General features: G+C 50.6%; 1 protein-coding gene. It reads right to left on the bottom strand.

Annotated elements, in window-relative coordinates:
• Window positions 1–24: 24 nt before the first annotated feature.
• Window positions 25–17625 carry an SDR family NAD(P)-dependent oxidoreductase gene (locus AC6CIF_RS12650; RefSeq protein ID WP_498199897.1) on the bottom strand — a complete coding sequence of 5867 codons (17601 nt, stop codon included), beginning with the start codon at window positions 17623–17625 and terminating at the stop codon, window positions 25–27.
• Window positions 17626–17656: the final 31 nt, after the last annotated feature.

The raw sequence follows: 17656 nt of genomic DNA, 5'->3' as shown, positions 1-17656 counted from the left end.
TGGAAGCAAGCAAAGCAATTACCACTACTTGAGATGCATTAGCTGATCAAGGGTACATTCGCCGCTGCGAATTTTCTTTACAAGGTGGAGGTAATTCTCGTCATCGGAACGGTTGTATGCTTCCTTCGTATTCATAATCGGTGCTGTTCCGGAAATACCCATGAAGCTTCGTATTTGATCAGCCTCCCCCTGCATAACGACTACAGGTGACCTTCTCTCATGCAGTGTCTGCTGGAGAGATCGCATCGCATTTGTACGCTCCAGTGGAGCCGCTCCTGATATTCGCTCCATGTTCTGTCTCACATGATCATTCATATGCATACCGCCCTCTTCCCACAAGGGCCAATTAATGGCGAGTGTAAACCCGTGACGTTCTCCCTGCTGGACACGTTCATTGCGGTATTCGGAATATTCGTCCATAAACGCATTCGCTGCCGCATAATCGGCTTGACCCACATTGCCATGTACCCCGGCTAGCGAGGAAAATAATACAAAAAAGTCCAGCTTGAAATACTGGCTTGCTTCATCTAAATGAACCGTTCCAGCGACTTTTGGAGCCAGCACCTGCTCGATGTCATCAAGCTCCTTTCGGATCATATAGCTGTCGCGAATTAGGCCTGCATTATGAATAATTCCATGCAATTCGCCGTAGTTTCGGTTGATTTCCAGCATCAGTTCATCTACTGCTTCCCTCTTCGAGACATCCGAACGCCGATAGATGACCTCTGCCCCCAGCTGTTCCAGCAACGCCATTCGCTGGTGATCTGATTCATCCGGTTCCGAGCGCCCCGTAAGGATAAGCACGGGATGTTCCGCCTGCTCGGCGATATGCTCCGCTATGATAGATCCGATTGCTCCCAGACCACCTGTAATCAGATAGACGCCTCGATTTTTCCAAGGCAGCTCGACAAAGGATGAATGTGAAGATCCGACCTCTTTCCACAATGATGTATATCTTTTATCGTTCTGATAGCGGATATGTGTGTCGCCAGCGCTTTGACTGCTTTCCGTTAGAATCTGCACCACTCGTTCGGTGCTCTGAAGATCATCTGCTTCAATGATTTGAATGATGATTTTCGGATTTTCCAATTCAGCCGTTTTCAGCAAGGCAGATAATCCTCCGAATAAGTTGTACTGTGCCCGCTTGGCAACCAGCAGTTGAATGAGTACAGCACCTTCCGGTCTAGCTTTGAGCAACTGTTGCACATAACGATAGGCCTTTTTGACAGCAAACAAGTATTGCTCATCCATCAAGTCGGAATGACCAGCCCGATCCGCCGGGTATGGACCAAGGGATACATACTGCACATTCGGAAGGTTGGCAGCCAAGACGTGTTCCTGCTCTGTCCAAGGGCCGGATAACATGACGATATGACGGCTGTATACCACCTCAGGCACAACTACCGCTTCCTGCTCCTTCCACTCTTTTGCAAACATCAGTGTTTGTGATTCGTTTGGAGATGATATTTTCCCCATGTGAATCTCTCCCTTCAATGGTTTGCTGGTGAAGCCCTCGAATTGCACACATACATTTCCTTCTTCATCACACAAGTCGATGTCCAGCTTTTGCAGTGAATAAGATGGTTTATGTCCCTTACTGTAGCGAATATAAGCCCACATGTGGGCTGTGCAAGGACGGCGGAAAACGACTCGCTCCAGTGCAAAAGGAAGCAGCGGACTTGGACTTGTTTGCAGTCTGGGTTCACCAGGCATCGAATGTGCAAGCAGCAATCCAATGGCGGACTGCAAAGCCGCATCTGCCATGGACGGATGCAGGACGAAGTCACGAGCGGAGTCCCTTACCCGGGCAGGCAGAGCAAGTTTGGCCAGCACCGCGTTTTCTCCCGTGTAGACTGTTTCGATCCCTCGCATGGCTGTGCCATAATGCAGTCCCATCTGTTCAAATGCCTGATAGCATTCATCCGCTGTCCACGGTTTGATGCATTTGTTTCGTATTTCTGCCAGATTCAGCCTTAAGTCTTGAGATTCGGCTTTCAGCAAAGCCAAACCCTGACTGTGCAGCAACTGGGCTGACGCATCTTGAGTGTAGACTTCATAGTGAATGTCTCCCTGCTCTTCCGTATACAAACGCACATGAACGTCGGTAGCCTGAGCGGCGATTATCACGGGTCTGCCCCAGATGATATTTTCCAGCACAATCACCTCTGGTAGGGAATCAGCATGTTCTATAGAGCGTTTCACAGCCTCGCGAGCCATTTCCAAATAGGCAACTCCCGGAAGTACCCGATAGGTTCCGACCTGATGGTCTGACAGGAAAAATTCATCACCGCTAAACCGTGAGGTGAAGCGCTGCTCCGATAACAGGGATGTATTATGGTGAAGCGTCGGATGAAGCATAATGGTATTTCGGGAATCTGCCTCAGTGGTATTAGCAACAGACAGCAACATTCTCTTAGCGTCAGGCAGCCAATATTTTTCCCGCTCAAACGGATAGGTAGGCAGACTCATTTTGCCTGGCGTAATTGCACCATATATTTGCTTCCAGTCCAACTTCGCGCCATTCACCCATAATTCCAGCAATCGATCCACGTTAACTTGTATCATCGCCAGTCTGACATCCTCAGAAGCAGGTTTGTTCGCTTCTTGCTCGGTGTCTAAAGGAGTATACGAGGTTCGATTAACCCGTCCTCTGTATATCCCGGGAATGGCTTGTTTTAACTTTCCGGTTTGAATGGTAACCAGTCTAGCGATCAGTTCAGGTATCGTGTTTGCTGTAAAAGCCAAACGTTCCTCCATTGCCTCTCTGCCGGTTTGAAGTGTATAGGCCAGGTTGGCTAGCATCTGATCATCGAATGTTCGGCGGCTAATATATAGTAGAAGTTTCTCCGCCACAGCAACCAGCCTTTCTTCATTTCGGGCAGACAAAACGATCATTACCGGTTGCTCCGACTTACGTTCGGTCCTGCCAGAAGAGCTTTTTATCACAGGAAAAGAAGGCTGAGCATGAGCAGGAATGTATTCTTCAACGATTACATGAGCATTTGCGCCCCCAGCGCCAAATGAGGATACACCAGCAATGCGCGGTATTTCCCGCATCTGTCCGTCCACCTCAACCATCGGTCTTGACCAATCACTCGCCCTCTGCTGTACGATAAACGGCGTGTTTTTGAAGTCGATTTCCCTGTTCAACTCTTCGGCATGCAGGCTGGGTGCAATCTGACCATGTTTCAACTGAAGAATAATCTTGGTAAGTCCGCCAATTCCAGCAGCCGATTCCATATGTCCAACGTTGCTTTTCAGTGACCCAATGGAACAGTATCCTTTATCCTGCGTATCCTGGCGGAACGCTCGGGCAAGTCCGGCCATTTCAATCGGATCGCCCAGGCTTGTCCCGGTTCCATGAGCCTCGATATAGCTGATCCAGCGGGCGTCAATGCCTGCCTTGTTGATCGTCTCCCGAACCAGGTCTCCCTGGGCTGCAGGATTGGGGACCATATACCCATTTGTCTTGCCACCGTGGTTAATGTGGGTTCCGCGGATGACGGCATGGATCTGATCCCCATCTTCAACGGCTTTGGACAGTTGTTTCAGGATAACCACCCCGACGCCTTCCCCGGGTACAAAACCGTCTGCCTCCTGAGCGAAGCTTTTGCATTTACCGTCCGCTGCCAGCATCTGCTGGGCACACAAGGCAACATAGCTTGAAGGATGCAGATACAGGTTCACCCCGCCTGCAATCGCTGCCTCACATTCACCGCGGCGAATGCTTTCACATGCTGCATGGATAGCCGTGAGTGAAGAGGAGCACATCGTATCCACCGGCATGCTGGGACCATGGAGGTTTAGCAAATAGGAAACCCGGTTTGCAACGGAACTGAACGAGGTCTGCGGGAACCATTCACTGCCTTCATTCCATAGTGGCGGGCCGTAGAGGTTGAAACCACTTTTGGTAATGCCAGCAAACACCCCTACTTTGCCATTGTACTGTCGATCCATCTGTTCCCTTGTATAGCCCGAGTCTTCAAGCGCTTCCCATACGGTTTGCAAAAAGAGCCTTTCCTGTGGGTCCATGTTCATGACCTCTCGTGGAGAGAGCTGGAAGAACAGCGGATCAAAATCGGCGTATCCTTCAATGAAGCCGCCCCATTTGCTGTAGCTTTTGCCTTTGCGCGCGGCTTCCTTGCGATCCGGTTCATAGAATCCTTCAAGTGACCAGCGTTCTTCCGGAATTTCCGTGATGCAGTCCTTGCCTGCAATCAGGTTGTCCCAGAACTGTTCCAGATTATCTGCCTGCGGATATTTGCCGCTGATGCCAATAATGGCAATCGGTTCATTGGTAGCCAAGTGGAGAGCTGCCGTGATGGGTACAGGCTTTACCGGATCTAAAACGGGCTCCTGCATCGTCCTTTCCACTGCTGATACGGTTGGCTGAATAAGGGATTCGTGCGTTTGTTCAGGCTCTTTTTCCGGCAGATTCGGTAGAGCCGCCGCCAACAGCTTCTGTCTGTGCTGTTTCATAAAATAATGAATTAATGATGCAAGTGTTTTGTGCTCAAAAAACAGCGTGGTGTTTACGCCGTCAAAATGTTTGCGCAACTGATTTGTCAGTTGAACAATCAGGATGGAATCGATGCCGTAAGCCTCCAACGGTTCGGACTCATCAATGTGTTCAGGTGACATTCGAATAACCTCTCCGACCAGACGTTTGAAAAATGTCAGGCTGGCCTGCCACATCTGATCGGAATCCAGTTCTGACTCTGACTGTGACAGTTGTTCTGTCTGCATTTTGTCCATGTTCATGACCGATATGTTTTCAGAAGTAATCGGCTCATGATTGGACCTGGCCTCCGGCGAAGGTATGACCATGGATATATATCCGTCGCTGAAGGCGGTGATGATCTGCTGCCCAAGGCTCTCACCTGGTTCAGCTGGCAGCATTGCCTGTCCAAACCCGGCTTCTTGTAGCGTCTTCTGCCACTGCTGCTTGCCAAGAATAGGGGAGCCCCCGATACGGATATCATCATCTTCATAGAGCCACCAGCCTTCCAGCAAACCAAATGTCAGGTGGCTAAACAGTGAGCTGTGGGTCAATTCATTCAGCAGAAGCAGGCCGTTTTGTTTTAACAGATGGTGTACGTGACCCAAGGTGCGTCTGATGTTCCGGGTAGCATGAAGAACATTGGCTGCGATGACCAGATCATAACTCCCCAGATCGTAAGATTGATCGGCAGGAGGTTTTTCGATATCCATCAGGGTGCAGTTCAGATAAGGGTGATTTTCCCCATAGGTTTTTTCTCCATATAGCAGGAATGCTCTCGAGATGTCCGTGTATGCATACTCTGCAATAGAGGAGGCAAAAGGTTTTATCCGCTCAAGCACCTTTTCGGTCGTTCCTCCTGTCCCGGCACCGATTTCAAGAATACGCAAGCCGGCCTTTGAATTGGATTCAAGTCGCTCGGCGAGGTACGCTGCGACGGTATCGGCAAGTATTTCGTTGAAATAGTCTGCTGCTGAATTATGCTTGTAAATGTTCTGCACCATATCCATTGCTCCGTCGGGGAACATGATATTGGTCGCAGCCAGCTCTCCTCTGACAATCTCCGGCAGGCTGCGTATCATCTGGTCGACTAACTTAACCTGAGGCGCAAAATCCGGGTCCAGCAGCCAGTGCTTCATACGCTGCTCCCATGCCGACCACATCGAGTCAGAAACAAGAGACTGTTTCGACAAGGTATACTGCTCTATACGCTTTTTGCTTTCCTTCATCCAGCGATCATAGATGGCAACAGGACGGTTTGTCGAATCAGCTGAGGCCATCTGCTGCAACTGAATCGACAGCAGTCCGGCCAGCATCGACTCGAATTCATCGTTAAAGGCGACCCACTTTTGTTGAATCGGCTTCACGTTGAGTTGTTGCCCAGAAATTCGATTCATGAGCTGATGGCGTCCTACTTGCTTTGCTTCAGGCGCAACCATAAACATACGATCAGACGCTGTGCCTTCCACTGCCCCTGGTTTGTCCGTCTGAATGAACGCCAGTTGATGCTTGCCTCCTGCCATCAGCAGTTCCAGCGCCCGCATGGCATCCTCAGGATGTATGGAGCCAATTCCCGACTGATTCAGTCTTTGCTTGAAAGTGGCAGGCACCTGACTGGCGATACCGGTCTCAGCCCAGTACCCCCAATTCATCACTTTTACAGGGAATTTCCAGGCTTGTGCTGCAGCGCTCATGCCATCGATAAAGGCACATCCGGCGGCATATCCAGCTTGCCCAGCTGGTGTGGTGAACGAGCTCATGGAGGAGAAAAACAGCATGAAATCCAGAGGCTCCTGTCCAAAAACGTTCATCATATTCACACTGGCATCCAGCTTGGATGACAATACATTGCGGAAATAATCTGGAGTCATCTGAGACAGACTTTGATCCATCAGGCCTACCGCAGCATGCACAACCCCGTGAATGGCTGGTACCAATGATCTGATCTGGCGGTATGCCTCCTGCAAGCTGTGCTTGTCGGCTGCATCCGCAGAAATATACAGCGGTTCGGTTCCCAATTCGCCAAGGCGTCTGCATAGCTCTCCGATCCGTGCATCGACAGATCTTCGGCCAATCCAGATAAGCCGCGCCTGATAGCGCCGAATCATATATTCACTCCATGCTTCCCCAATGCCGCCCGCACCGCCAATAACGACGTAGACGCCATTTTTTCTAAATGCTTCATGCGTGTCACCTGTAGAGCAGACGTTCACCAGTACACTTTCATACCCTTTTCCATTCCGCCAGGCGCGCGTATTCCCATCCCATATCCCTGGAAAATGGCATTCGGGATGCGCTCCGATGTCATGGACATCATCCGCATCCAGATGGCAGACCCTCCAATCCGGCATTTCTTTGGCGAGGGAACCTGTAAGTCCGCTAATTCCGGCGTGCGCAGGATAGATCGTTTCTCCAGCCGATACGTTGCAGGCCTTCTCCGTTATGATGGTCAGATCGAGTCTGCGTGCGTCGTAGCCCAGATTCAACAAGACTTTAATAAGGAGAAATGTCTGAAACAATCCCTGGTTCTGCTCGTTGATCACTTCCGCAGCATGCTCCGGCCCCTGAACGATGCTTGAGGGCGGTACAATCCAGATCAGACGGCTGATTACGCCATGGCGCTTTAACTCGAGTTCCAGTTTTGTTTCTGGTGCATCCCCTTCAACCGTAATAAGTCGCAGGCCGGGATGCCATTGCTGAATAACGTCCTGCTGCCTCGACGTCCCGCCTACGATAATCCCCGAACTACCGAAAGACATGGACATAGGTTCGGTTACATCGGGATTGGTCGATACTTCTCTCCAACTTGGCGCATAAGTCATCGCTCCCGAGAGCGGAATTGGTGTCAGTGTCTGCTTCTCCGAGGTGGCGTAAGCTATTGTTTCATCCGGTAGTGGCTTCGCAAATGTATTGGACTCTTCCTGAATAACATCGGATGGTTCCCCGGGGTACGGTCTGTGCAAAATCGTCAGCCCTCTAAGTTGCAGGACTATTGTTCCCTGGTCGTCACACAGATCGATCTGCACTTTGCTAGCCGTTCCGGAAGAATCCTGTCCTGGCAAAAGACGCACCCATGCCCAGACGGAATCCGGGCAGTCTCGATAGATTACAGCCTGATCCAAGGAAAAAGGGGTAACTCCGCCTTCCTTGAATTGCGGCAATCCGATGCATGCCTGTATAGCTGAATCCACCAGAGCCGGATGCAGTCCGTACTCCTCAGCCGTGGATGCAAGAGACGGCGGTAGTTTTAACTGTGCGATGACTTGTCCCTCTCCGATATGAAGACGCTGAATCCCCTGATGACCCGGTCCATAATACAGGCCGGACTGCTCAAAGAAACGATAACATTCAGCTGCCGTCATCGTTTGTTTTCCACATTGCAACAGCAAGGATTCCAGATTGATCGTTGGATAGGATGAGGTTTGACGAGTGGACGTCGAAATCGTTCCTAAATGATGTACATTTCGTTTGGATGGTTCGGATCTTACGGATCTCGGATTGTTTTCCCCGCTGGTTATTTCATAACGGATCTCCCCCGCATCCAGCGGAGTTAATCTCAATTCCGCCTGTAACCTGCCCGGTGTGACTGAATGCAGTTCCATCCCCAGCGGCACAGTCCAGTAGATGTCGTGAAAAACGATGACCCTGTCCTGCCGGGATGTATCTGTCGGAATAACCTGTTCCACCGCTGCCCGGGCCATTTCGAGGCAGGCGGCCCCTGGCATGATTTTACGATTGTGAATGACATGATCGTTTAGAAAAAATTCCTGTCCGCTCCACTCTGAACTGAAACGAATCCCTTGCAGATCCGATGTATTTCGCTGGAGAAGCGGGTGAAGATAAGATGTCGGTACAGGTTGTCCTGATTCTCGCTCCTTCTGTTCAGGCACCCAATAACGTTCTGTGGCAAACGGATAAGTGGGCAGGCTGATTCGCTGGGGTGTCCTTTCCGTGTAACCTTCAGACCACGGAACATCCAGACCTTTCACCCAAAGATCCAGCAGCTGTCCATACTTGCGTTTGCGGACCCAGCTTTTTACCGTTTCCTGCATATCGGCATCCTCTGCCAGTGCAGCGATCGAAGCTCTGTGGGACTTTATTTTGCCGAGATAGATGTTTTCGGCTTTCTCGGGATCATGAATATAAGCGTCCAGCCGGTCTTCTATTTCAGCAATGGAAGTTGCCACCAAAGCCAGTCGCTCTTCCATCGCCGCACGCCCCGTCTGAAGTGTGTATGCGAGCTGAGGCAGATGACAATCCTCATAGCGTCTCGATTGCAACGCCGCCAGCAATTGCCGAGCCTGCTCCTGAAGTCTTTTTTCGGTTTTGGCTGACAGTACGATGCATACCGAAGTAGCTTTGTTCATTGAGTCCTCGTGAGATAGATGTTGGGTCCGATCAGAATTGGCTACCGATTCAGCCGGAATATACTCTTCAAGCAGCACATGTGCGTTTACACCTCCGAATCCGAAGGAACTCACTCCTGCACGTCTTGGCAGCTTTCTGCCGGCAGAGTCATTGAGCGCTTCCCATGACTTGTTCTCATCAACGATGTAAAAAGGACTTCCTTCCAATTTAATGTAAGGGTTAGGTCTCTCATAATGAACTGTTTTCACAAGCGTTTTGTATTTCATTTGCAGCAGTACCTTAATGACCCCGGCAATGCCCGCAGCAAGCTCCAGATGTCCAATGTTGGTTTTGATGGAGCCCAGTCCGCAGGAAACTGAAGTTGTCAGATTGGGTTCCGCAGTTGCAAGAGTCTCCTGGAACGCGATCTTCAAGCCATTAATTTCAATAGGATCACCAAGTGGCGTGCCTGTTCCGTGAGCCTCAATGTATCCTATGGTAGAAGGGTGCACACCAGCCTTTGAATATACGGATTTAATCAAGTCGGCCTGTGCTCGCGGATTCGGTGCGGTGAGTGATGCGGCCCGTCCACCGTGATTTTCATCCGTAGCACGAATCAGACCATATATGTGATCACCTGCTTGCTCAGCGGCCCGTAACCCTTTCAAAAAAATCATGCCAACGCCTTCTCCGCGTACATATCCGTTAACCTCATCGGAGAACGTTTTACAACGTCCATCTGGACTCAGCATACCTGCTTTATTGAAACTGATATGATAGTCCGGGTCCAGAATGGTATTAACTCCACCCACGATAGCAGTATCACAGTCTCCATTTCGTATCGCCTGAACAGCCCTGTGAAGTGCCACCAGCGAACTGGAGCAAGCCGTTTCCACAGGTTCACTTGGACCGTGTACATTCAGGAAAAAGCTCATTCGGTTAGGACCTACGGAAGCCACATGGCCTGTCGAAGTATATCCTTCGATTATGGTATCCGCCTGTGCCAACAGACGATGATACCCGCTGCTCGCAGTGCCAACAAAGATGCCCATTCTTGAACCGGACAAGCTTGGTGGTGCATAGCCCGCATCTTCAATTGCTTTCCAGGCATACATCATCAAAAGCCGCTGCTGCGGGTCCATCAATTCCGCTTCACGCGGGGAAATGCCAAAGAAGCCAGGATCAAAGTCGGCGACACCCTCCATAAATCCGCCCCATTTGATGTTGGTTTTGTTGTGAGCCTGATCGGGATCTCCATAATAGGCTCTCCAATCCCACCGATCCGGTGGAATTTCCGAGATGCAATCCCGTCCCTGAAGCAGGTTATTCCATAAGGCATCAATGTCCTTTGCCATTGGGAAACGGCCGCTCATGCCAATAATAGCGATGGGTTCCGGTGCCTTATGATTTTGATGATCGGATTCAGCCAGGCTGGATTCTCGATGGCGTTCGGAGGATATTATTGAACCTCCCATTTGCTCTTTCTGCTCAGAGGAATCTTTCGTTTGCTTCTCCTGTGATGAGTCATCAGTATGCAGTCCCTCGGTATCCATGTGCATCTCTGGAAAAAGTGCATCCCACTGTTTCGGATAGGCTCCGACAAGATGTCCTGTTAAAGACCTTAAGGTGGAGTGCTCAAAGAAAACAGTAGGTGTAAGTTTAAGCTCATAGTTCTCATTGAGAATACCGGCGAAATCGGTAAACGAAATGGAATCGAATCCATATTCGCCAAATTCCACATCTGGAAAGATGTCGGTCCGGTTTACCTGCAACAACTCAGACATATGATCCGTTAAAGCGTCTTGGACTTTGGAAACGAGCAGACGTTTTCGCTCATCCCCGGTTGGCCATGTTCGTTTTTGCGACTCGGGGACGTCGCTTGGGACGGCAACAGACGTCATGGATTGTGAAGGAGTTGTTGACACGTTCCATACCGATGGCTGATCCACCGAACCTGCGGAATCCGACATCACACCTGACAGAAATACGTCCGGCTCACCGTAAAAAGCCAACACTTGGGATGAACCGCTGTTCATGGCCATATGCAGCAATTTGATTCCGATAGAGGTGTCCATCGGGTGCATTCCCCATTGGCGGCGAATTTTCTGTTCCGCTACTGCCCCTGGTTGCATGCGTCCTTCCCTCCAGAGCGGCCAGTTGATTGCGAGCGTTGTGCCGTTACGCTGTCCGTTCCGAACCAGCCCATCTCGGTATGTGGCGTAGGCATCCATAAAGGCATTCGCACAGGCGTAATCCGCTTGACCCGGATTACCTGTCACAGCAGCCAATGAAGAGAACAGGACAAAAAAATCGAGCGCCATGTGGGCGGTCGATTCATCGATCCATATCGTGCCGTCCACTTTGGGAGCCAAGACGGATCGCAGTTCTTCTGAATCTTTGTGCCGTAAGGCACGATCTTTCACGACACCTGCCGCATGAATAATGCCGTTCAGCTCACCATAATCAGACTGAATTTCCTGTACCAGTCTCTGAACTGCTTCACGTGAAGTGATGTCCGCTTTCCTGTAAAGTACATGATTTCCGTTCAACTGAAGCTGTTGAAGATGGGCCTGCTGCTCTGCGTTTGGAGTCGAGCGGCCGTTTAACAGAATCGTGGCATTCCTGATCTGACTGACAAGCGTACGTGTCAAAGCTAATCCGATTCCTCCGATGCCTCCGGTTATCAGATATACCCCACCGTCTTTCCAGGACAATGAATTGCCAGCGGAGTGAGCAGACAACTCCTGCCAGACTCTTGTCTGCCTGATGCCGGAAGCCGGATAGCGGGCAATTACGTTTTCTGAATGACGGCTCTCAGAAGCCATTTTATCAATCAGTTCTCCTGTTTGTATGGAGGAGTGCAGCTGAATGAGCTGACATGTTAACTGTCGATGCTCTCTAGAAGCCGTCAATAATATCCCGGCAAGGCCGTTGAGCAGACCGCCCTGCCCCTCTTCCTCGAAAGGAATAACGAGCTGAATAAGTGTACTTCCGGTTTCCGTGTTCACTATTTGCCTAATTTCTTCGAGCAGGTGTGCAGCTGACTCAGTAAAAAAGCTTGCAAGCGGGTGCAGCAATGCATTGTCTTGCTCAAATCGCTCTACGGATGCAAATATGTCCGTTGCCAGTCGTTCGCAGCGGGCGTGAGGAAACGATTCACGCAATGAAGATAGCTGCCCTGTAAAGTGATCCGAAATCAAGATCAGATGACTGTTGTACTTAGCGGCTGATTGGTTGGAAGAGATCTCAAGCGGCTTCCATTCCGGCGCCATTAGAATCGGCCTCACATTTTCTTCCTTCTGTGGATCGAAATCTTTCTCCAGAACACGCGGCGTAAATCCGGTCATGCGTATACGTACCACTCCGTCCATGTCGCACAGATCTACGTCCAGCTTGTGGATTTTGCTGTCCCGGCTGAATCCTGAACTGTACGTGGCAACCGCCCACATCTCCGCTGAGCAGGGACCCAGAATATCCAACTGCTCCAGCGCAAACGGCAGCGCAGGCCTGCCTGAGGCAGCTTGGTCAGTCACAATGCCGAGCAGATATCCGATGGTGACCTGAAGTGCTGAGTCCATCAAGCTGGGATGAAGAATATATTCTTCACCCGAAGAAGTCAGGGATTGCGGGAGTGACAAGTGTGCTATGACACGATCCCGCCCAACATATACGGACTGTATCCCGCGTAAGCCCGGCCCAAGGATAATGCCCGTTTGAGCGGAGGCAGCGTAGAATGCTTCGGCATAGACCGGGCTGGGTGTGCAACCCGCAAGTTCGGTTTGAATATCCCGCTCCACCTGTCCCGGAAGCTTGGCGAGCATAACTTGGCCTTGACTGTATACTTGTTTATATTGATCGCTTTCCTTTCCCTGCTCCTGAACAATTTCAAAGTGCATCGTTTCGTCTCCCTCTGTCTGCTCGACAGGACGAAAACGGATGGCAAAGGACGCTGATGTTTCATTCAGAATCAACGGGGCAGACCAGATCACGTTTCTCAAGCGAATCACCCTCGAATCCGAGTGATCACCCCATGCCGTATCTGCTGCAAAGCATACCCACTCCAAATGAGCTACACCTGGAAGCACCTTCATCCCCTTCACCAAGTGGTCCTTGAAAAAGAATTCCTGACCGCTGAAAGTGGACGAATATTGCAATTGCTTTACGCTGGATGTGTTTCTGTGAACCAGTGGATGCAGCACTGTTCCAAAAGCATGTTCGGCGTAAGGCGGCTGTTTAACCCGCTGAGTATCTTCACGTGCCGGCACCCAGTAGTCGTCCCCTGCAAAGGGGTAAGTCGGGAGCGGGATACGCTGTGCAGAGATTGGAAACAGCTTGTCGAAAGAAAGATCGTAGCCCTGGACATACATTTCGCAGAGGGCTGACAAATGCTCCAGATAAACAGAGGAATCCTCCGTTTCCCGGCACTGCCTTATACATTCGGCGGCGTATCGCTTCAACGAGGCGTTGCCGCGTTGTTCGTTTCGATTAACGAAGCCGCTGGTTACTGAATTGCTCTCCCCTTTTGCAAGCCACTCACTCAACTGATCAGCTAGCTGTTCCCCGTTGCGGGCAATGCAGATCATCCGATGGGCCAAATGAGGTCTACCCGTAAGTAAGGTATAACTCATGTGCAGGCTTTCCACCGCGGAGTTTACTTTTGCATAGGACACAAGCTGCTCAGCTTGCTGACGTAATTGGTCCGCAGTACGTGCTGACAGTGCAATCAGATATCCGGGCCGCAGGTCGGAGCTGGCAGCCGGACGCGGGGGTGCCTCCTCAATGACCATATGGGCATTGGTTCCGCTGAATCCAAATGAACTGATCGCAGCCCTTCTCTTCTGGCCTTTTTCGGTGTCCCATGGCTTGGTCTCCGTATTGACATAAAAAGGGCTGTCCCCGAATGTAATGTTGGGATTGGGCTTTTCCATATGCAGTGAAGCTGGGATGCGCTTGTGACGCAAGGAAAGCAAAACCTTGATCAATCCGGCAATGCCCGCAGCGGTTGCCAGATGCCCGATATTGGTTTTGATGGAGCCCAGCGCACAGTATTGCTTCTGATCCGTATATGACGAAAATGCGTTAGTAAGCGCCTGAAATTCGATCGGGTCCCCGAGCCGGGTTCCGGTTCCATGCGCCTCTACCAGCTGAATGCTTGCCGGATCAATACCGAAGCGATCATAGACCTGTTTCTCCAAAGCGGTCTGTGATTTGGCACTTGGTGCGGTAATTCCGTTGGTCGTACCATCCTGATTGATGCCTGTTCCGCGAATTACGCCATGTATGTGATCTCCATCACGTACAGCATCACTGAGCCGCTTCAGCAGAACCGCTCCAGCTCCTTCTCCTGGCACAAAACCGTCTGCCCGTTCATCAAACGTATGACATCGCCCGGTGGTTGAGAGCATACCCGCCCGGTTGGCATCCATATAGAACTGGGGAGTCGATTGAATAAATACCCCGCCCGCAAGCGCCATTTCCGTTTCCCTCGCCCACAGCGACTGACATGCCAGATGAATCGCCACCAACGAGCTGGAGCAGGCGGTATCTACTGCAATGGCAGGACCTTTCAAATCGAGATAATAGGCAATCCTGGCTGGAATGATGGACCCGGCTTTCCCCCAGAACGACTGAGCCGGAGGCTGTTCACCCATCAGCTGTCCATAGTCCATTTCCGTACAGCCTACGTATACGCCGCAATTACGGCCCTGCATCGAGTCGCCGGCATAACCGGCATCTTCGAATGTTCTCCAGGCTTCCTCCAGAAAAATCCGTTGCTGAGGGTCCATGTAGGCCGCCTCTTGCCCGGAAATGTTAAAAAAGAGCGGATCAAACGCATGAATATTATCCAAAAAGCTGCCCTGGTCGCAAAAGGAAACATCCACTCCATAATGCTTGGCAAGATTCCAGCGCTGCTCGTGTTGGATCAGGTCATCTCCCTTTTCGAGATGCGCCCACAATTCCGCTACGTCCCGCGAACCCGCAAATCGGCCGCTCATGCCAATGATCGCCACCGGCTCATATGTTGTCAGCTCTTCGCTTTTGTTTCCCAATCCGTCACTTTCAATCCGGACTGGAGTAGTGACACCGGCAGAATCGACTGGAAGAGCAGCAGTTGCAGGCTGATAGTGCATATATTCCGGCACGTTAATGACAATTTTGCCAATATTTTTTCGTTGATCCATGTAGCGGTAGGCTTCCTGCAATCTGTCCATCGGGAATGTCTGACCGATCAGGGGACGGATGACCCCTTCTTCTACCCACTGCATCATCTCTTGCCTGTATTCCGCGAGCATTTCAGGCTGTTCAATGCCCAGCTTGCGCAGATCCAGACTGTAGAAGCTCTGGTTGTGATTCAGTCCCGACAGGTTGATCGCATGGGCGCTTTTGAGAGCTGTCATTGCAATCTCGATGTATCTTCCGTTCCGCGCGAGACAGTTTAATCCTTTTTGCAGTGCCTCGCCTGGCAGGGTATTCAGAATGACGTGTACTCCTTCTCCGTTCGTGAGCCGCTCTACTTCCTGTTCAAAATCCGTAGTGGCATAGTTGATTACATAGCTGGCGCCCATTTCGCGCAAATAATCAAGCTTGTGCTGCATGCTGGCCGTGGCGAAAATTTCTGCACCAAGATGGCGGGCAAGCTGAATGGCTACAAGTCCGACTCCTCCGGTTGCCGTTTGGATCAGAACCCGTTCGCCGGGTTGAATATTGGCTTTGCGGAAGGCGGCAATGACAGTCATGGCTACGACGGGCAGCGAGCAAGCTTCCTCATGAGTAAGCCGATCAGGTTTGGCAAACACTTGCTCTGCTTTACACGTAATGGCGGTGGCATGCGCTCCGAGAGAGGCATCTGCATAGAACACTACCTCATTGCCGGTTTTTACCGTTGTAACGGAGGAACCTGTTTCGACTACAATACCGGCTGCCTCAAAGCCTGGTGTAAAAGGATACGGCGGCATGGTCGGATACAGGCCCCGAATACAGAGCAAATCCCCAAAATTCAGGGAAAACGCTCTGACCGAAATACGTACTTCGTCAGGCCGCAACTCCTGCACAAAGGTCTGATGAAGCTGAAGATCGTTGATCTCCGAGGGGCTGCCAATATGTGTCCGATAAAAATAAGAACCCGATGTCTTGTCATTGATTCGGGTATTAGGTGCTTTCGCGTTGCTACTGTCCACAAAGGGAGTCGATGCATAATTGACAGATTGTGAAGGCAGCGATGTACCCTGGAAAATGGTTGTTGCTGTATCTGATGCTATTGCAGCTGCCGGTTCTGGCTCCCTAGACTGACTCTGCAAGAGCAGTGATTCGATCGTTTTTCCGTATTCCTGCAAAATGTGTTCTGTCAGACGATCCACATTGTTATAGTCGAACAGCACGGTCGTTTGCAAGGTCAGTTGGCACTTCTGATTAAGCACGTTGACCAGATGGACGGCAATAATGGAATCGACGCCATAGTCCGAGAAGCTGCGATTGTTCTGGATTCTGGACTGTTCCATCTTGAGGTCCTCTGCGATGCTTTCACGGATCGCCTTTTTCACAAACTGTTCAGTCATCTCCGTGGTGATGATCCCATGATCCGCAGCGGGCTGCTCCTGTTCATAGAACGATTCGTTCTGGTGTAGGATATCGGCAGGATGACTGGGTTGAAAAACGTTTTTAACAACAGGTGCAGAACCGTTAGCGCGAATGACGATACCGTCACTTTTGGCGGCTATAATGTGCTGTCCATAGCGGTCTGCCTGTGCTGACGGGTAATGAACGGAATGATAGCCTTCCCGCTGAAGCATTTTTTTCCAGTTTGCGGCCGACAAGGCCGGACACCCCGGGATGCGGACATTCTCATCCGTGTATTGCCACCAACCCTCCAGCAGTCCAAAGGTCAGGTGATTTATTACGGTTTTGCGCGTAATCTCGTTTAACAGCAATTGTCCATCCTTTTTGAGTGATGCCTTGATCATGCGAAGTGTGTCTCGGATATCCGGGGTGGTATGCAATACGTTGCTCGCAATAATGAGATCGTACCTACCCGGTTCAATGCCTTGCTCGGCAAAAGGAATTTTCAAATCGGCAATTTTGTATGTCAAATAGGGTACTGAGGGTCCATACTGTTGCTCAGCATGCATGAGAAAGGCACGGGATATATCCGAATAACAGTATTCTTGTATTTTGTGTGCGACGGGTTTTAACTTTTCAAAAACGACTTCGCTTGTGCCTCCCGTACCGGCGCCAATTTCCAGAATGTTTACTTTCCTGTGTCCTGTGATCTCGGACGTCAATTCATTGATTACGCTCAGCGCCTGTTCCGCAAGAGTTCCGTTGAAATAATCGGCAATGGCATGGTGTTTATAAATACCTTCAACCATATGCATCGACGAGTCGGGAAACATCACCTCGGTAGCGGCCCTATGTCCTTTGAGAATGTCCGGAAGAGCACGAATCATCGAATCGGCCAATCTCGCATAAGCGCGCACATCGGGATGTGAGATCCAGCCCGGAAGTTTGCTCTCCCATGCCTCCCAGGATAACCGGGTCCAAGACGCAATCTCTTCTGATTGGAGGCTTTCAACCGGACGAGGCAACTCCCGGGCATATTCGGCAAGCATTAGGCGACTTTCGATCAACCATTTCTGATAGAATGGGCGGACCGTTTTTTCAAATACAAAATGTTCGTCCATACATCCCGCATTGTGCAGCTGCCCCCATAATAACCGAATAAGAAGCCGTTCGATGCTGCTCATCTGCTCCTGAACCGAATCCATATGTTCTGTAATGATCATCTACTACACTCCCTTTGCATATCGGTCAATG

The sequence above is a fragment of the Paenibacillus sp. GQ49 genome, assembly GCF_059759055.1.
This window is presented reverse-complemented; position numbering and strand designations above follow the sequence as displayed.

Coding starts and splice junctions, on each gene's coding strand:
- AC6CIF_RS12650 (WP_498199897.1), bottom strand. CDS start 17,625: ATGATCATTACAGAACATATGGATTCGGTTCAGGAGCAGATGAGCAGC.